This is a genomic window from Arenimonas daejeonensis, from assembly GCF_007993735.1.
Lineage (GTDB): Bacteria > Pseudomonadota > Gammaproteobacteria > Xanthomonadales > Xanthomonadaceae > Arenimonas > Arenimonas daejeonensis.
The window spans coordinates 1,805,892-1,822,476 of the sequence record NZ_CP042453.1 but is presented as its reverse complement, the minus strand read 5'-3'; the positions used below and the strand labels follow the sequence as shown (position 1 = coordinate 1,822,476).

The following is a 16,585-nucleotide window of genomic DNA, read 5'->3' as shown; positions in this document are numbered from 1 at the left end:
CTGGGTCTAGCGGTTCGGCCGGATCAATGATTATTTGGCCAGGGGCGACGAGAAAATGGGCGCGCAAGCGCCCTTTGTCCTCAAAGGGCCGTTGCCATTGCCGCTTCGGGGCTTTTCGGCATCAACCACGCTGCCATTCTTCGTAAATTCTGTGCCGTTGCGGCCAGTAGGAACTCGTCTCTAGCGCCCTTCAGGCCGCGTAGACGCAATCTGTCCAACCGCAGGATGCGTTTGAGGTGCGCGAACAGCATCTCGACCTTCTTCCGATGTCGCCGTGACTGGGCATATCTCTTCGTCGTCGACAGCTGGCGCGCCACGTCCCGTGCGGACTCGTTCACCTGGCGGGCGATCCTTCGATGCGTCGTGTTGGGGCAGCACCGCGCCTTCAGTTCGCAGTTGGTGCAGTCGTGAAGGCTGCTGCGATAGATCAGCGTGTTGTCGGCGGTTGGCTTGCCGCTCGATAGCAGTGGCTTGCCCTGGGGGCAGCGGTACTCGTCAGCTTCCGCGTCCCAACTGAAGTCGGACCGCCCCAGCGACCCATCCTTGCGCTCGGCTTTGTCCCAGACCGGCACGTGGGGCTCGATGCCCTTCTCATCCACCATCCAGCCCAACATTTCCGACGTGCCGTAGGCGGTGTCGCCGATCAGCCGGGTCGGCTTGAGGTCGAAGCGCTGCTCGACCCTGTCGACCATGGTCCGTGTCGCTTGGACCTCGTCGGTCCGATACGCAGGCGTGGCTTCCACATCGACGATGACGCCCGCCTTTACATCGATCAGGTAGTTGGTCGAATAAGCGTAGAAGGCCGGGCCGCCGGGCGCGGCGGTCCACTGCGCTGCCGGGTCGGTCAGCGACACATTCTTGGGTGGGGTGCGCGGCGTCTCAGCGTCGTCCAGCGCCTGCAGATACTCCCGGACCGGGCGCGCGAGCGGCGACTCCCGGTCCCAGGCCGCATCGGCACCCGGCACGCCCCGCTGCCGGTTAGCATCGGCCTTGATCACGCTGGCGTCGATCGCGAAGCCCTCGCCGCCGACCAGGCCTTCGGCCAGGCAGCGCTCGAGCACCTTCTCGAATACGAAGCGCAGGGTGTCGTTGTCCCGGAAGCGGCCGTGGCGGTTCTTGGAGAATGTTGAGTGGTCCGGCACGGCATCTTCCAGGCCCAACCGGCAGAACCAGCGGTACGCCAGGTTCAAGTGGACCTCTTCGCACAACCGACGCTCCGAGCGGATGCCGAAGCAGTAACCCACGATCAGCATCCGGATCAGAAGGCCCGGATCAATCGAGGGGCGGCCGGTGTGGCTGTAGTGCGGGGCCAGGTGCTGGTGCAGCTCGCCCAGGTCCAGGAAGTGGTCGATGCCGCGGAGCATGTGGCTCGCCGGGACGTGGTCTTCGAAGTTGAACGCGTAGAACAGGGGCGCTTGCCCGGCTTCCTGACGTCCCATCATCGCTGCGATTTCCGCTGGATCGATGGGAAATAATTTGACCACTTCAGTTGCGGTCAATCAATAGCATTACGTAGCTACTGGCGAGATATGGCGGCAATTATGTCGGTGCGCTTAGCACTTTAGCCACAACACGACTTCTGTTCCTGGATCGGCGGACAGGCAACCGTGCCGTATGAGCAGAACACACAGCAGTCACCCGGTTTCGGGCGCAGCAGTTGGCCGCAGCCGAGGCATTCGTAGAAGAACTGACAGGCGTTGGTCGGCATCGTCTCTGTCGCCTGATGACCACAATGGGGACAAGTCAACGTACTTTGTAACTCCAGCTCAGCCGCCATCTGAGCGAGCCTTGGCCGGGAAGCCTGCGTCAGTGATCGCACGGCTGACCGCGCTTATCGATGTGCGGCTTGGATCGAAGACCACCGTCACCGTCGCCGCCTCGGCATCGACGTGGTTGCTTTGCACGCCGGGAACCTTGTCGAGCGCCTTGCTGATGGTGATGCTGCACGCGGCGCAGGTCATGTTCTGCACGTCCAGCACCGCCTTCTTCGGCGCCGCGGCGGCCGCTAGGCCAGCCGACAACGCCAAGGTAAGGCCAACTATCCATTTGTTGCGCATCGGGACTCTCCTAGAGGAACCAGACCACGTAGTAGGAAACAACAACAGTACTGCGATGCCGATGGCGGCCAGCCACAACCAGCGCCGCCGCCGGGCGAGGACCTGCGGGCTGACGCAGACGCCGTCGCTGCGGCATCGCGACGACGGGCCATAGAGATTCCAGAAAGCCAGCGCTAGGCACAGCAGTGTGGCGGCGCTGAACCAAGGCCGCCAGGCGTCCATGGCCGTCAGGTTGGCAATCCATGCGCCGCTGATGCCCATCAAGACCAGCACCAGCGGCACGACGCAGCATACTGATGCGCCGATGGCGGCGAGGGATGCGACCAGGATCGCCGGTGTGGTCGACTTGGGGGATTACTGGACATGGGCGCATAATACCTTCCGTACCCAAGTACGGAGTCAAGCCATGGACTTGCAGGCCCTCACGATCGGTCAACTGGCTGCCTCGGCGGCAGTAAACGTTGAGACAGTGCGCTATTACCAGCGGCGCGGGCTGCTGTCCGAGCCCAAGCGCCCTGCTGGCGGCATCCGTCGCTACACGTCGAGCGACCTCGCTCGCCTCCGCTACATTCGCCGTGCCCAGACCATGGGCTTCAGCCTCGATGAGATTGTTGGCCTGCTGGAGCTCAATGGCAGACGCGCTTGCGAGCAAACCAAGCGACTAACCGAAAACAAGTTGCTCGACGTTCGAAAGCGGCTCGGCGAACTACGCAAGCTCGAGCGTCAGCTATCGCAATTGGTCGCGAGCTGCGGCGAGGCCAGCGTAGGCGCGTTTTGTCCCACTCTCGAACTGCTTGAGCATGCGGGTACCGAGCCGTTGCCGCGGTCGCGGGGGCAGCACGTCAGGTCGATCCGTGCTGATGCGGCCTGAGTTGGAGATAGTTTTTCAACACAATAGGCCAGGATCGGACCTTTGAGTCCGTAGCTTCGAACTAGGTGGCTTGAACATTCACCTTGACACGACGTACGCCGAGATGGACGGCCACGCCCCATCGCTGCCCTGTGCCGATGGCAGCGGGCTGCTGGCGGCAGTCCATCTCTCAGTGGGTCCCCACTTGGCCGATTCGGTCGACGACGGACGTTTGACCGATCAACAGCAGCGTCTAAGGTAAACCGCCAATGCGCCGGATCGCCTCGTTCTGCTTCCCCGTCCTGCTTGTCCTGCCTTTGGCTGCAGCCGCCAACAACGGTCAGGAAGGCACCTTTGAATTCGCGATTGATGCCCCGTGGCGCATTGAGCCCGTGCTGGATATCAACGGACGCGCCAGCTACGGCGCCATTCCGCTTTCGATCGTAGTGACCGACGAGAACGCTATCCCGTTCGACGCACCCCTTGAGGATCCCTTCAAATACAAGATCGGCAACTTCTGCGAACTTCAGGTCTTCCATGCCGATGGCAATTGGCGCAAAACCATTGCCTTCAACGAACTGACCGAAGTCGAGCACACCGGGAACTCGACAACCACATGGATCAATGGCACTTGGCGGCCCGCCGGGCCAGGCATCGTCCAACCTCCACCGCACGAGATCTGCAAGCCGGCCACCGGAATTTGCGAAGCCTCCCGTACTCCTCACGGCAGCAGCGAGTGGTATGCCACCGCCTGGTATACGCCGACTAGGGACGACAGTTTCGTTCCTGGCGCCGACCTGCCCCTGACGCTCAAGGCCGTCTTCACTACCCGCCCGGAAATAGGTTGCGAGAGCGAACACGACGCAGATTTCCTCTGGCTGGTAAATCATGTGTCCGTGCATGCCGGCGAAGCGCCACTCCCGCGTTTCGACCAGCGCTGGGCCTATGGCGACCTGCACTACCACGGCCAGGGTACCGACAACGAAGGAGAGGAAGGGTACGGCTACCGCGGCACGCTCAAGGCCATGGGCGCTATGGGCCTGGACTTCGTATTCGCCACCGAACATGCTTCGGATTCACGCCAGATCGTTGATGTCGACTATACCGGCGTGGCTTCGGTGATCTTCGGCGGAATCGAAGGCGCATTTCCGAACTTTCCGCACGTCCTGCGCGACATGAACTCAGCGCGTTTCCGGTTCTTGCATAACGAGCTGTGGCGCGACCAAGGCGCAAACCGCGAAAGTGCGACCAAATCCAGCACCGGCGAGGTCCCGCAGAACATACGCGGCCGCGGGGTCGCACCCCAGATTTTCCTGGGCGGCGAAGTGGATGTCATCCCTGAGTTGCCGGCCGATTACGATCGCAACACATTTCCGATCGCGGACGGGGGCGACTATGACCACTATTACTTGCCGAACCTATGCGGGGGATGGAATCACCCAATCACGAGCTGCGACGTAACCCGCATCCACGAACAACGAAACGGCGCAATGATCCTGAAGGACGTCCAGGGCATCAATGAGTACCACCCTGCACGCGCGCACATGGTCTATTTGCCGGCAACGGCCGCCAACCCGGATGCCTTCGTCTCCAGCCGTACTGGACGCTTCGGTGGCGGCAGCCGGCAGATGACCCGCGGCGACGATGCATTGCTGCCTGAGATCGAAAGCGGCAAAGGCCATGTATTCCTCGCCCATCCGCTGCCTATGGGCCATTGTTTTGGCCGGGCACCCGACATGTCGGGTGGCCCTGGTCCAGATGTCGTGCCCTACACGCCGACCATGCTCGACCAGGCATTCCGGTCCCCGGCCGTGCTGGGCCTGCAACTGTGGAACGAAGACCACCGGATGATGAATCGCAAAGGCGACGGCCAAACGCGTGAAGTCGGCTTCCACAGCGACGATGATGATGGTGGCTATGGGTTCCGCAACAACTCGCCATCCGGCTTTGAAACACGAACCTTCGAGTTGCAACCCTGGGCCGAGCCGGCACGCCCCAGCTATCTGATTAACTGCCAGGGAGTGGAATGGATGTTGCACGCCGGCACGGTCACCTGGGACCGCTGGCTGCTCAAGGGCCTCGCGCCATCCGAGACGGCCGACATCCCGTGGCTGCCGGCAGGCGAACCGAGGCGCTGGTTTATGGCCGGCGGGTCGGATGCACACGGCGATTTGAACTATCACCGCGCGGGCTACTTCCAAGGCCTGGAACGAGTGGATGACATGGCCATCGGCAAGCCGCGCAACCTGGTAATGGCCGGCGCGCCTCGCACCAATCTCACCGAACCCGAGCTGACCACTTTCGAAAGCGCGCGTGATCGGAGCGAACGACGTCGACAACCTCCAGCTTCGCCGCCGCGTCGTCCTCGCGACACGAGCGTGCTCGACGATCCCATCCGCGCCTACGACCAAACCCAGATCGTCGCGGCGCTCAGGGAGGGGGTCTTTTCAGTGACCGATGGGCCTGCACTGCGCATTGCAATCGACCGCAACAACAACGGCCGGATCGACGATGCGGACACCCCCATGGGCGGCATCATCGAGACCTACGGCGACACTTCCCTACCCCTGCTGGTGGAGTGGCAATCGAATCAGGAGTGGGGAACCGTGTACCAGATCGACATCATCGTGGGCGCCGTGCTGGGAACGGCGCCGGGCCAGAGCCGCCTGTTCGCGCCCAAGGACAATGGCCCGCGAACGCGCTTCACCACTGTCGGTGACGTGATCGTGGACACGGAGCTGGTGGGCGATGGCCGCCAGATCGTCCAACGCAGCGACGGCTACTACGATGACCCTACTGGCGGTCGCATGCGCTTTGCACCGGTGTCATTCTCGGGCACGCGACGCATCGACCTGCCCATTGATAGTTTTCGCCTGACGCAGGCCTACGTGAACCACCGACTGGTCCCGCTAATTCCCGATCGCCTGTTCGTGCGTGCCTTTGCGAAGTCGCAGCCTATGGTCGGCGACAGCGCTACCTGCGCCATCGATACCAAGATCGGGCGCTGCATCCCACGCTACGCTTTCAGCAATCCAGTTTGGGCAATCGCCGGCGCACGCGAGGCAGGCACCTGCCCGAGGGATCGTCCGCGTGCAATCGACAGCGATGGCGACGGCCTTCCGGATGGGTGCGATCCGTGCCCGAGCACGAGCCGCACACGCTGCGAAACCGGGCCGACACGCGATCCAGAGGTCAGCCGAGATCCCGATCGCGACGGATGACCGGTCCTCAATGTGGAGCAAAGACTCGTGGCAGCGCTAGCGAAGGATTGAATGCGTCGGCGACCAGAGAAGGACCACCCAAACACGCCATATGTCCGCTTCGGGTCGGAAGCGGCCCTCCTGCACTCGCGATGACGCCCGCAACCGCCTGAAGTTCAAGGCCCGACCCGGGTCACAAACGAGCGCTCATCCCATGGACAAGGCAATGTGCAGAAACCGCGCACAGCCGGCACACTGCCGCCATGCGCAAACGCCCACCCACCCTCGACGGTCTGCCCGCCAGCACCCTGCAGCTGCCGCCGGGCCCGTGGCCGACGGTGCTGGACGGCCTGTGCGAACGTTTCCCGGCGGTGCCGCGCGCGACCTGGCGGGACCGCATGGCGCGCGGGCGCGTCGTGGACGACGACGGGGCATGGCTGACGCCGGACACGCCGTATCGGGTCGGGCTGGAAGTGCACTACTACCGCGAAGTGGCCGACGAAGCGCCGATCCCGTTCCAGGAAACCGTGCTGTTCGCCGACGCCGACCTGCTGGTGGCGGACAAGCCGCATTTCCTGCCGGTCACGCCGTCCGGCGCCCATGTGCACGAAACCCTGCTGGGCCGCCTGATCCGCCGCACCGGCAACCCCGACCTGGTGCCCCTGCACCGCATCGACCGCGAAACCGCCGGCCTGGTGCTGTTCTCGACCAACCCCAAAACCCGCGCGCTGTACCAGGCGCTGTTCCGCGAGCGGCGGATTCAAAAGACCTACGAGGCGATTGCGCCGCCGCTGCCGGATATCGAGTTTCCGCACACCCGCACCAGCCGGATCGTTGCCGGGGAGCCGTTCTTTCGCATGCGGGAGGTTGAAGGGCCTGCGAATAGTGAGACGCGGATTGATGTCATTGCACGTGGGGATGGGGCTTGGCGTTATGCGTTGATGCCGGTTACCGGGCGCAAGCATCAGCTGCGGGTGCACATGGCGGCGCTGGGGGCGCCCATGGCCAATGATGTGGTGTATCCGTCACTTGCCAACCACCGAGTAGACGACTATTCGACGCCATTGCAGTTGTTGGCCAGGCAGATCACATTCATCGATCCGCTCACCGGGATCGAGCGCACGTTCTCAAGCAGCTTGCTGCTCCTGTCCTGACCTACCCCGCTACCTGCGGCGAGGCAGAAGGCTCGAGTACGGGGCATCGGCTCACATTCTGAGGTGTTCGGTTGATCGGGCCGGTCGCGCGTCATGCCCCGCCCGGTCCGAAACCACCATCCGCACGCCTCGGCGCCACCAGCGTCCAGGTTTCCAGCGTGGGGCCGACACGGCGCTGTCCGGTCACTTCGAAACCGCGGCGGGTGTAGAAACTGAGGTTCGCGGCATCCTCGGTGGTCAGGTCCACGGCCTGTGCAACGGGGTCCTTTGCGGCGAGGTCCAGCGCCGCGGCCAGCAGTCGGCCACCGTGGCCGGCACCATGCGCGGCCTTGGCCACGCCCAGCATGTTCACGTGCCAGTTTTCACCGGCGGGCTCGGTGGCGGCCCAGGCTTCGCACAGCATCGCGTAGCGCTGCTTCGTTTCGGCGCCCAGCATGTTCCAGGTGGTCTCGGCCAATTCGGCCAGCGCAGGCGGCGTGTCGAACGCACCGCGCGGCGTCATCGTGATCGCGGCCTGCAGCGACCCGTCGGCGCCACGCAGCCCCAGAACCGGATGCCCGCGTAACCAGCGTCCGGCGGTGAACAGGCCTATCAGGCGCACGAGGCGGCCGGCGTAGTCCGGCGTTTCGCCCAGCACGAAGCGCATCACCGGGTAATCGAAGAAGGCCTCGCACAGCAGCCTGGTCACTTCGCCGGCGTGGGTGGCCTCGAGCCTCCCGATCCAGGGGAAACCATCGTCAGGCGGCTGGGTGGACATGGCGCGTTTGCCTCCGGTTCGTGCGACGGGTGGCCGCCGCCCTGGATCGGCACCGAGATTGTCACAGCCTCCCGGCGGCGCTCAAGTTGGCGGAGAACGCCCGCTTGAGATCGGCTTCACATCGCTGCGGCAGTCTCCGGATCCACCCGTCGGAGATCAACGTCGACGCACCGGCCATCACGGAAGCGCACCGGCGCCTCGGCCAGCCGCGGCCCGCGCAACGCCCGGGCCGCGCGGCTGGCAAAGCTCCCGGAGCTCAAGCAAGCTCATGACCTGCCCGCGCGCCCGACTCATTGAGATGACCGCTCCCGGCCTCCGCCTACTGATCGTCGAAGACAACCTGGCCCTGCGTTCCCAGCTCGCTGGTCTGCTGGAAGCGCAGGGGCATCGCGTCGATTTCGCGGCGGACGGCCGCATCGGCCTCGCGCTGGCCCTGGCCGATCCGCCCGACGTGCTGGTGCTCGACCTGGGCCTGCCGGGCCTGGACGGCCTGCGCGTCTGCGAACGGCTGCGCCAGGAAGCCGACCGCCACATTCCGGTGCTGATGCTGACCGCGCGCGACGCGGTCGAGGACAAGGTGCGCGGTTTCGAGGCCGGCGCCGACGACTACCTGGTGAAACCCTTCGCCGGCGCCGAACTGCTGGCGCGGTGCCTGGCGCTCGCACGCCGCCATCGCGTCGGCGAACCGGTGCGGCTGTGCATCGGTTCGCTCGCGATCGACCGGCGCACCAGCGAAGTGACGCGGGAAGGCCAGCGCATCGAGCTGCCGAACATTCCCTTCCAGCTGCTGCTGGCCCTGGCCGAGGCCTGGCCCCGCACGCTCACCCGCAGCGAGCTGGTGCAGCGGGTCTGGGGCGACGAGGCGCCGGCCTCCGATCCGCTGCGTTCGCATCTCTACGTGCTTCGGCAGGCGCTGGACCGGCCGTTCGCCACGCCGATGCTGCGCACCGTGCACGGCGTCGGTTTCAAGCTGGAGCCGGACGCGTGAGCCGGCGCGCGGCGTCGCTGCGCCGGCGGCTGATGCTGGCGTTTGGATCGTTCACGCTGCTGGTGGCCGGGATGTTCGGGCTGTACGCGGTCGTCTTCATGTACGCGGTCGAAGACAGTTTCCTTGAGGCGACGCTGGCGCAGGAAGGCGCGGCACTGCAGCGCCAGCACGCCACCACCGGCACCTGGGGCCAGCCCCGCGAACCCTGGATCCGGCTGCACGACAGCGCGGCGGCGTTCCCCGACGACCTGCGCCGGGCCCACGCCAGCGAACCCGATCGCGAAGAGTTCGCCGGCGAGGCCGGTCGCCACTACCACCTGCTCGCGCTGCGCGGCACCGACGGCACGGCCCAGGCCTGGCTGGTCGCTGAAGTCAGTGCGCAACTGGTGGTGCGGCCGATGCGCGACGACATCCTGGCGCTGCTGGCGGTCACCGCGCTGGTCCTGGTGCTGCTGGCGCTGGGCGTGGCGGCCTGGCTGGCCCATCGCACCGCAGGCCCGCTGGCGCGCCTGGCCGGCGAGATGGAACGACTGGACCCGGGCGACCCGCCACGCGGCCTGGACCGCGGCTTCCGCCACGACGAGGTCGGCGTGCTGGCGCATGGCCTGCAATCGCTGGCCGACCGCCTGCGCGAGTTCGTCGCGCGCGAACGCGAGTTCACCCGCGACGTCAGCCACGAACTGCGCACGCCGCTGGCCGTGATCCGCAGCGCCTCCGAACGCCTGCTGGCGCGCACGGACCTCGATGCAGACGCCCGGGCCAGTGCGCAGCACCTGCAACAATCCGCCATGCAACTGCAGCAGACGGTGGATCTGCTGTTGTCGCTGGCACGCGAGGAACGCATCGTGCCGTCGGCGCCGGTGCGCGTCCTGCCGGTACTCGAACGCGTGATCGTGGATCAGTCGCCATTGGCCGAAGGGCGGGCGATGGAGCTGCAGGTCGAGGTTGCGGATGCGGACACCACCGACCTGCCCGAAGCCGTGCTGCGCTCCCTGCTCTCGAATCTGGTCGGCAATGCGCTGGTGCACGGTGCCGAAGGCATCGTGCACATCACTTCCGGCAATGGCGACCTGTGCATTGCCAATCCGGTCGCTGGCGACGCCGTGCTCGGGCATCGCCGCGAAGACAGCCCCGGATTTGGCCTGGGCCTGGGCATCGTCCGGCGCCTGTGCGAACGCCACGGCATCGTGCTCGATGTGCGCGAGGTGGACGGCCAGGTCCGCGCGCGCTTTCCACTGCCCCCCCGGCGCCTCGGCTGCAGAACCGCTGAACGGCGCGCGCGCACCGCGTTGACCTTGCCGTAGCGCCCCCAGGCCGTCCGCCGGCGGGCAATTGCCTGCACACCCCTGGAGTGGCCGCGTCCAGGACATGGGGCCAAGGGTCAGTAGAAATGGGCGGGACTGGGGACTAGCTTGGGCGAACCTGAACGGGAGGGAGGGGCTCCCCTGCCGCAGGTTGCGCCGACTGGGGTGCCCACTTCGCGTCCAGGTCGGATCTCGAGTGCTTTGCTCCCGCGGAAGCATCGCGGAAATGGAGAACCTTCATGAATCTTCGAATCGGTATCCTGGCTGCAACCATCGGCTGCCTCGTCGCTCCGGCGACGTTCGCGACCGAAATCATCACAAAGCGTGAAATCGCCGACGGCGTCCTGAGGACGGAGCAACTGATCAAGGTCGCCGACAACGGCATCTTCCTGCTCGACACTTCTTCCTCGACCAACGAAATCTTCCCTGCCTCCGGCAAGCCGATCATCGAGACGATGAAGATCGAGCTGAACGACCGGATCACCTGGTTCCCGGACCTCGGCCACCAGATCGGCATCTACACCTACACCGGCTGGCGGGAAAACTACCCGGCGGCCCTGTTCGACCGCGACAAGATCAGCGCGGTGTTTACGGGACTGCCGGACAAGGGCCGGGGTCCGACGCCGCTCAAGTTCGCGCTGGAGAAGCTCGACCCGATCCTCGGGGATTGCAGGGCCGGAGCGCCGTGTTCGTGTTCTGGGACGGCGAGTACACCGGCAAGAGCCCGGTCAGTACCGCCATGGACCTAGCCAAGAAACACGACGCGTGCTTCTACGTGGTCAGCAGTGCGGAAGGCGAACGCCAGGCTGAACTCGCCGCGAACGTCGCGAAAATCAACAACTGCTCGCGCATGATCCCGCTGGCCGACTTCTTCGCGCATCCGGAGTATTCGAGCAGCGCGCTGTGGGACGTCAAGGTCACCGAGAGCCCGGTTCCGCAGAACAACCTCAACTTCACCTTCGACGGGACCGAACTGGACGACGAGGACAAGGCGAACCTGGACAAGATCGCCACGTTCATGACCGAGAACAAGGACGTCAAACTGGTGGCCGCGGGCTACACCGACGATGTCGGCGACCGCAACTACAACGAGGGACTGTCCAAGCGGCGCGCCGAGATGGTCGGCGACTACCTGGTCGGCAAGGGCGTGGAATCGTCCCGGATCGTGCTGCTGTGGCACGGCCTGACCAACCCGATCGTGCCCAACGACAGCGAAGAAAACCGGGCGAAGAACCGCCGGGTCGAGGTCAAACTGTCGCTTGCGGAATAAACGCCCGCGCGCCAGCAACGATTGAGCAGAAAACCCCGCCTGGCGCGGGGTTTTCTGTTGCCACCCTGGCGATTGTTCCGGCCCCCGCCGAGGAGTAGATTCGCCCCACCGTCCACCCCCGGGAGATCGCCATGGCCACATGGGAAATCAAGGGTCGGGGGCTGGTGAACTGCTCCTGCGAATATGGCTGCAACTGCCAGTTCGACGCGTTGCCCGACAAGGGCCACTGCCATGCGGTGGCGGGCATCCAGATCGACACCGGCCACCACGGCGACACCCGGCTCGACGGGCTGCGCATCGCCGCCATCTTCAAATGGCCCGGTCCGATCCACGAAGGCAACGGCGAGGCGATCGCCTTCGTCGACCGGCGCGCGGACGCGGCCCAGCGCGAGGCCCTGCTCAAGATCATGACCGGCCAGGACACCGATCCGTTCGCGACCATGTTCGCGGTGTTCGCATCCACGGTGACGGTCATGAACGAACCGGTGTTCACCGACATTGATCTGACGGTGGACGTGGACGCACGCCGCGGCCGCATCTTCGTCCACGGTTACATCGACACCGTCGGCGAGCCGATCCGCAACAAGGTCACCGGCAAGGAAACGCGCGCGCGCATCGAACTGCCCGAGGGCTTCGAATACGCCGTGGCCGAAATCGGCAGCGCCTCCAGCCGCACGCAGGGGCCGGTGCAGGTCGCGTTCCAGAACACCTATGGCCAGTTCGCCGAGCTGCACATGGACAGCCATGGGATCATCCGCGCCTGACCGGGCGCCGGTGCCCGCCATCGAGGTACTGCTGCGGCGCGACCGCTGGGTGACATCGGCGGGCCTGGTCGTGCTGGTGTTGCTGGCGGGCGCCCACACTGTCGCCGGCGCCGGCATGGGCATGGACGCCTGGCAGATGACGTCGCTGGCGCTGTTTCCGCACGCCACGGGCATGGCCATGGCGCCGACGGACTGGACGCCGCCCTATTTCGCGCTGGTCGTGGCGATGTGGTGGACGATGATGGTCGCGATGATGACGCCGACGGCGGCGCCGACCATCCTGCTGTACGCCCGGGTGCACCGGCAGGCACAGTTGCGCGGCCAGGCGGCGGCCCTGGCACCGACGGCGCCGTTCGCGGCCGGCTACCTGGCGATCTGGGGGTGTTTGCGCTGCTGGCGACGGCGCTGCAGTACGCGCTCGAACTGGCCGGGCTGGAATCGGCGATGGGCATGGGCTCGCAGAGCCGCTGGCTGTCGGCCGGGGTGTTGATCGCAGCCGGCCTGTACCAGTTCTCTTCGCTCAAGGACGCCTGCCTGGCGCAGTGTCGGGCGCCCTTCGCCTTCCTGACCCGCTACTGGCAGCCGGGGACGATGGGCGCGTTCCGGCTGGGCCTGCGGCACGGCATGGTTTGCCTCGGCTGCTGCTGGATCCTGATGGCCCTGCTGTTCGTAGGCGGCGTGATGAACCTGGCGTGGATCGCCGGCCTGATGGTGCTGGTGATGGCGGAAAAATGGTTGGCGCCGGGCCGCGCGGTCGCGCGTACCGTCGGTGCGCTGTTGATCGTGTGGGGGCTGGCGACCTTGTGGATCTAGGCGCGGCGACACACTGGGCTATCATCCGCCGACACGGCCGATGCCAGGAAACGACCCTCATGCGCTCGAGTGCCCCGCTGTTTTTCCTAGCCGCGATCGTGGCCAGCGGCCTGGTTCGCGCCCAGGCGCCCCTGACCAGCCTACCCACGCTCACCGACGAACAGATGGTGGCCGCGGAAGCACGCTACCAGCGCTACTGCTCGCTCTGCCACGGCGCCGACCGCCAGGGCCACGTCAACGACCATGCGCCGTCGCTGAAATCGAAGTCGCTGCTGGCCTCGGGCTTCCCGCGCACGCTGCGCGAAGCGATTGCCTACGGCCGGCCCGGCACGCCGATGGGCGGGTACCTGGATGAAATCGGCGGGCCGATGACATTGCCCGAGGTCCGCGAACTCGCGCTGTGGCTGGCGACCGTCGAGAAGGTCGAACCTTTCAGCGTCACCCACGACCCGGTGGCTGGCGATGCAGCGCTCGGCGCCAGGGTCTATGCGGAGAACTGCGCCAGCTGCCATGGCGCCAACGGCGAAGGCGGCACCGGCACCGCGCTGGGCAATCCGGTGATGCTGGGCCTGACGCCCGACCGCTTCCTGCGGCACGCCATCGCCGAGGGCCGCGACGGCACGCCCATGCCCGCCTTCAAGGACACGCTGAGCGCCGGCGAGCTCGATGGCGTCACTGCTTTCCTGCGCAGCCGCAGCAGCGGCTGGAAACACGAGAAGCCGGTGCTGGCCACGCCGCCGCCACTGGACCGGATCGTGCTCAACCCCGAAGCCGCCGCGCCGGATTTCACGCTCGCCGATGGCCTGTATGTCAGCGCCGCCGAACTCGACCGTGAACTCAAGGCCGGCAAGAAGATGGTGCTGCTCGATACCCGCGTCACCTCGATGTGGCAGATGACCCACATCGCCGGCGCCGTGCCCGCGCCCTACTACAGCAGCCGCGAGGAAGTGCTGGCCAGCCTGCCGGCCGACGGCACCTGGATCGTCGCCTACTGCGAATGCCCGCGCGCCGCCGCCGAATCGGTGGTGCGCAGCCTGCGCGAGTCCGGCGTGAAGAACACCGCCGTGTTGTACGAAGGCATCCAGGGCTGGATCACGCTGGGGTATCCGGTGGTGGCGGGCCGGGCCAGCCCCGGTGCGGCGCACTGACCATGTCCTCCATCGAAGACATTCTGGATTTCTGGTTCGTCCAGACACCAACCGAAAACTGGTGGAAGGTCGACCCGGACTTCGACACGCTACTGCGCACGCGTTTCCTCGGCTTGTTGCTGCAGGCCGCCGCGGGCGAGCTGCATGCCTGGCGTGACAGCCCGCGCGGGCGCCTGGCCGAAGTGATCGTGCTGGACCAGTTCTCGCGCAACATCCATCGCGGCACGCCGGCCGCGTTCGCGCAGGACCCGATGGCCCTTGTGCTGGCGCAGGAAGCTGTCCGTGCCGGCGCGACCGGAGCCCTGGCGCCGACCGAGGCGAACTTCCTGCTGATGCCCTACATGCACAGCGAGTCGCGCGCGATCCACGAGCTGGCAGTGCCGCTGTTCGCGACGTTTGCCCCCGACGACAACCTGCAGTTCGAACTGCGGCACAAGGCCATCATCGACCGCTTCGGCCGTTATCCGCATCGGAACAGTATTCTGGGCCGTGAGTCCACGCCGGAAGAGGAACTTTTCCTGACCGAGCCCGGCTCGGCGTTCTGAGCTTCGCCTGCCCCGCTGCGGCCGCATGGAACGGACACTCCATGCAGGCGTTCAGTCCGGAAACCCGACCTTCTTCACCAGGGCTGCTAAACGCGGATCGTCCCTGATCCGGTCCAGCACCAGGTCGCTGCGCAGGCGGGTGATGCCGGCATCGTGTTCGTTGCAGGCGCGTTCGAGCCAGGCGAAGGCGGCATCGTGGTCGCCACGCCAGGCATGAACCTGGGCGATCTGGAACAGGAAGCCGGTGGCGTACTTCGTTTCCAGTTCGTCCAGCGCGGCCTGTGATTCCTGAGGCTTGCCCAGCGTGTGCTGGGCCATGGCGATGCCGGCCTGGCCGAAGGCCTCGCCCGCCAGCCTGAAGTGCGTGAGCGCGACTTCGGGCCGTCCATGCACCAGCTCCAGGCAGCCCAGTTCATAGCGGCTGTAGCTGGAGGCCGGGCTGATCTGCAGCGAACGCTCGAACGAACTCCGGCTGTCCTCCACCCGGCCGGCGCGTGCCAGCACGGCGCCCTGCAGCATCCACGCCACCCAGGACAGCGGGTCGGCATCAAGGGCGCGGCGCACCGCCTTCAGCGACTGCCCGGTATGCAGCAGGTTGTTCTGCAACAGGGCATAAGGAATCAGCACCTCGGTCCGGTTCGGCTCGACGGCCAGGGCCTGCCGGAAATCCGCCTCGGCGCCGGCCCAGTCCCGCAGCAGGGCCATGCGCATGCGGCCGCGCACGACATAACCGTCGGCCAGGTCGGGGGCGAGCACGATCGCCCGCTCGGCCGCGGCGGCCGCCGAACGTTTGCCCGCCGCGCGCGCTTCCGGGTCCGGCGCGAAATCGGCCACCGCGCCGCGGGCGTTGGCGAGGCCGGCGAAGGCCGCGGCATACCCCGGGTCCAGTTCGACGGCGCGCTCGAAGGCTTCGACGGCGCGCTGGATGTCGTCGTAGCGGCCGCGCCGGAACACATCCTGTCCGCGCAGGTAATGGTCATAGGCCTCGGGTACGCGCGGCCGGTGCGCATGGATCCCCTGCTGGCCGGGGAGCAGCTTCACCTTGAGCGCGGCGACCACGGCGCGGGCGATCTGGTCCTGTACCTCGAACACGTCGGTCAACTCGACGTCGTAGTTCTGCGACCACAGGTGCGAACTGTCGCTCGAGCGGATCAACTGGGCGGTGACGCGCAGCTTGTCGCCGGACTTGCGCACGCTGCCTTCGAGCACGTTGGCGACGTTCAGCGCCCTGGCGATCCTGCCGATGTCCGCGGTCTGGCCCTTGAACGAGAACGAGGACGTGCGCGCGATCACCCGCAACTGCGGCACCTGGGCCAGCAGGTTCAGCACCTCCTCGGCCAGGCCGTCGGAAAAATAGCCCTGGTCCTTCTGCGCGCTCATGTCGTCGAAGGGCAGCACCGCGATCGACGCATCGGTGGCGAACGGGATGTCCTTCGGTGGCTCGGATGACTCGGACTCGACATCGACCTCGCGCAACCAGCCGCCCGGCGTCCACTTGTAGAACCAGGCCACGACGATGGCGACCGGGAAGCCCGCCACCACCGCGCCGATGAACCCCCGCACCACCCAGTCGTGCACGTTGTAGAACGGCAGCACCTGGGTCGCGACCTGGACCAGCAGCCAGCCGCCGGCTGCGTAATAGGCGATCGCCGACAGCACGCCGCGGCGCCTGAGTTCGTTGAAGAACTTCCGCATCCACACCCTCCCCTGGGCGACTGCCCGGCCATCATAGGCG

15 protein-coding genes and 1 pseudogene are annotated in these 16,585 nt (G+C 66.1%); 11 read left to right on the top strand and 5 right to left on the bottom strand.

All coding sequences use genetic code 11. From position 1 onward, the window contains the following. Positions 1-80: 80 nt before the first annotated feature. The 3 genes from FRZ33_RS08855 to FRZ33_RS16195 all read right to left on the bottom strand — a co-directional run bounded on the left by FRZ33_RS08855 (position 81) and on the right by FRZ33_RS16195 (position 2,363). Positions 81-1,442, bottom strand: coding sequence for a transposase (locus tag FRZ33_RS08855; protein WP_146909135.1), 1,362 nt, complete (start codon positions 1,440-1,442; stop codon positions 81-83). 119 nt (positions 1,443-1,561) lie between these two features. Beyond that, positions 1,562-1,777, bottom strand: a complete 216-nt coding sequence (locus FRZ33_RS16200; protein ID WP_146908791.1) for a GDCCVxC domain-containing (seleno)protein — start codon at positions 1,775-1,777, stop codon at positions 1,562-1,564. Beyond that, entirely contained in the window at positions 1,767-2,363 is a 597-nt protein-coding gene (locus tag FRZ33_RS16195; protein WP_265468766.1) for a mercuric transporter MerT family protein, read from the bottom strand. The genes FRZ33_RS16200 and FRZ33_RS16195 overlap by 11 nt, the downstream gene beginning before the upstream one ends. Here FRZ33_RS16195 and FRZ33_RS08835 point away from each other — a divergent pair. The 3 genes from FRZ33_RS08835 (at position 2,311) to FRZ33_RS08825 (ending at position 7,261) form a co-directional block, all read left to right on the top strand. Beyond that, positions 2,311-2,928 (top strand): MerR family transcriptional regulator, encoded by a 618-nt coding sequence (locus FRZ33_RS08835; RefSeq protein WP_227977696.1) that lies wholly within the window; start codon positions 2,311-2,313, stop codon positions 2,926-2,928. The genes FRZ33_RS16195 and FRZ33_RS08835 overlap by 53 nt on opposite strands. 248 nt (positions 2,929-3,176) lie before the next feature. Then, positions 3,177-6,128 carry a hypothetical protein gene (locus tag FRZ33_RS08830; RefSeq protein ID WP_146909133.1) on the top strand — a complete coding sequence of 984 codons (2,952 nt, stop codon included), beginning with the start codon at positions 3,177-3,179 and terminating at the stop codon, positions 6,126-6,128. Positions 6,129-6,370: 242 nt separating this feature from the next. Then, the gene (locus FRZ33_RS08825; protein WP_146909131.1) at positions 6,371-7,261 is read left to right on the top strand and encodes a pseudouridine synthase; all 891 of its coding nucleotides are present in this window, start codon (positions 6,371-6,373) and stop codon (positions 7,259-7,261) included. Positions 7,262-7,352: 91 nt separating this feature from the next. Here FRZ33_RS08825 and FRZ33_RS08820 read toward each other — a convergent pair whose 3' ends face one another. Continuing rightward, positions 7,353-8,018, bottom strand: coding sequence for a GNAT family N-acetyltransferase (locus FRZ33_RS08820; protein WP_146909129.1), 666 nt, complete (start codon positions 8,016-8,018; stop codon positions 7,353-7,355). Between the two features lie 298 nt (positions 8,019-8,316). Here FRZ33_RS08820 and FRZ33_RS08815 point away from each other — a divergent pair, with 298 nt between their 5' ends. The 8 genes and pseudogenes from FRZ33_RS08815 to FRZ33_RS08780 all read left to right on the top strand — a co-directional run bounded on the left by FRZ33_RS08815 (position 8,317) and on the right by FRZ33_RS08780 (position 14,850). Further along, positions 8,317-9,006: a response regulator transcription factor gene (locus FRZ33_RS08815; protein WP_146909127.1), complete on the top strand. Its 690-nt coding sequence runs from the start codon at positions 8,317-8,319 to the stop codon at positions 9,004-9,006. After that, the gene (locus FRZ33_RS08810; RefSeq protein ID WP_146909125.1) at positions 9,003-10,310 is read left to right on the top strand and encodes a sensor histidine kinase; all 1,308 of its coding nucleotides are present in this window, start codon (positions 9,003-9,005) and stop codon (positions 10,308-10,310) included. The genes FRZ33_RS08815 and FRZ33_RS08810 overlap by 4 nt, the downstream gene beginning before the upstream one ends. A gap of 239 nt (positions 10,311-10,549) precedes the next feature. Further along, positions 10,550-11,059 carry a hypothetical protein gene (locus tag FRZ33_RS08805; protein ID WP_146909123.1) on the top strand — a complete coding sequence of 170 codons (510 nt, stop codon included), beginning with the start codon at positions 10,550-10,552 and terminating at the stop codon, positions 11,057-11,059. Beyond that, complete coding sequence (locus FRZ33_RS08800; protein WP_146909121.1) at positions 10,996-11,580, top strand: OmpA family protein; 585 nt, start codon at positions 10,996-10,998, stop codon at positions 11,578-11,580. Before FRZ33_RS08805 ends, FRZ33_RS08800 begins: the two co-directional genes overlap by 64 nt. Positions 11,581-11,711: 131 nt before the next feature. Continuing rightward, positions 11,712-12,344, top strand: a complete 633-nt coding sequence (locus FRZ33_RS08795; RefSeq protein ID WP_146909119.1) for a DUF1326 domain-containing protein — start codon at positions 11,712-11,714, stop codon at positions 12,342-12,344. Further along, positions 12,292-13,157: pseudogene (locus FRZ33_RS17290) on the top strand (DUF2182 domain-containing protein). Before FRZ33_RS08795 ends, FRZ33_RS17290 begins: the two are co-directional and overlap by 53 nt. 59 nt (positions 13,158-13,216) lie before the next feature. Next, a complete protein-coding gene (locus FRZ33_RS08785) occupies positions 13,217-14,305 on the top strand; it encodes a c-type cytochrome (protein WP_158637167.1) in 1,089 nt (362 codons plus the stop codon). A gap of 2 nt (positions 14,306-14,307) precedes the next feature. Beyond that, the gene (locus FRZ33_RS08780) at positions 14,308-14,850 is read left to right on the top strand and encodes a DUF924 family protein (protein ID WP_146909115.1); all 543 of its coding nucleotides are present in this window, start codon (positions 14,308-14,310) and stop codon (positions 14,848-14,850) included. A gap of 51 nt (positions 14,851-14,901) precedes the next feature. Here FRZ33_RS08780 and FRZ33_RS08775 read toward each other — a convergent pair whose 3' ends face one another. Beyond that, positions 14,902-16,545: a tetratricopeptide repeat protein gene (locus FRZ33_RS08775; protein ID WP_146909113.1), complete on the bottom strand. Its 1,644-nt coding sequence runs from the start codon at positions 16,543-16,545 to the stop codon at positions 14,902-14,904. Between the last annotated feature and the right edge of the window lie 40 nt (positions 16,546-16,585).

Coding starts and splice junctions, on each gene's coding strand:
- FRZ33_RS08855 (WP_146909135.1), bottom strand. CDS start 1,442: ATGATGGGACGTCAGGAAGCCGGGCAAGCGCCCCTGTTCTACGCGTTC.
- FRZ33_RS16200 (WP_146908791.1), bottom strand. CDS start 1,777: ATGGCGGCTGAGCTGGAGTTACAAAGTACGTTGACTTGTCCCCATTGT.
- FRZ33_RS08835 (WP_227977696.1), top strand. CDS start 2,311: ATGCCCATCAAGACCAGCACCAGCGGCACGACGCAGCATACTGATGCG.
- FRZ33_RS08830 (WP_146909133.1), top strand. CDS start 3,177: ATGCGCCGGATCGCCTCGTTCTGCTTCCCCGTCCTGCTTGTCCTGCCT.
- FRZ33_RS08825 (WP_146909131.1), top strand. CDS start 6,371: ATGCGCAAACGCCCACCCACCCTCGACGGTCTGCCCGCCAGCACCCTG.
- FRZ33_RS08820 (WP_146909129.1), bottom strand. CDS start 8,018: ATGTCCACCCAGCCGCCTGACGATGGTTTCCCCTGGATCGGGAGGCTC.
- FRZ33_RS08815 (WP_146909127.1), top strand. CDS start 8,317: ATGACCGCTCCCGGCCTCCGCCTACTGATCGTCGAAGACAACCTGGCC.
- FRZ33_RS08805 (WP_146909123.1), top strand. CDS start 10,550: ATGAATCTTCGAATCGGTATCCTGGCTGCAACCATCGGCTGCCTCGTC.
- FRZ33_RS08795 (WP_146909119.1), top strand. CDS start 11,712: ATGGCCACATGGGAAATCAAGGGTCGGGGGCTGGTGAACTGCTCCTGC.
- FRZ33_RS08785 (WP_158637167.1), top strand. CDS start 13,217: ATGCGCTCGAGTGCCCCGCTGTTTTTCCTAGCCGCGATCGTGGCCAGC.
- FRZ33_RS08780 (WP_146909115.1), top strand. CDS start 14,308: ATGTCCTCCATCGAAGACATTCTGGATTTCTGGTTCGTCCAGACACCA.
- FRZ33_RS08775 (WP_146909113.1), bottom strand. CDS start 16,545: ATGCGGAAGTTCTTCAACGAACTCAGGCGCCGCGGCGTGCTGTCGGCG.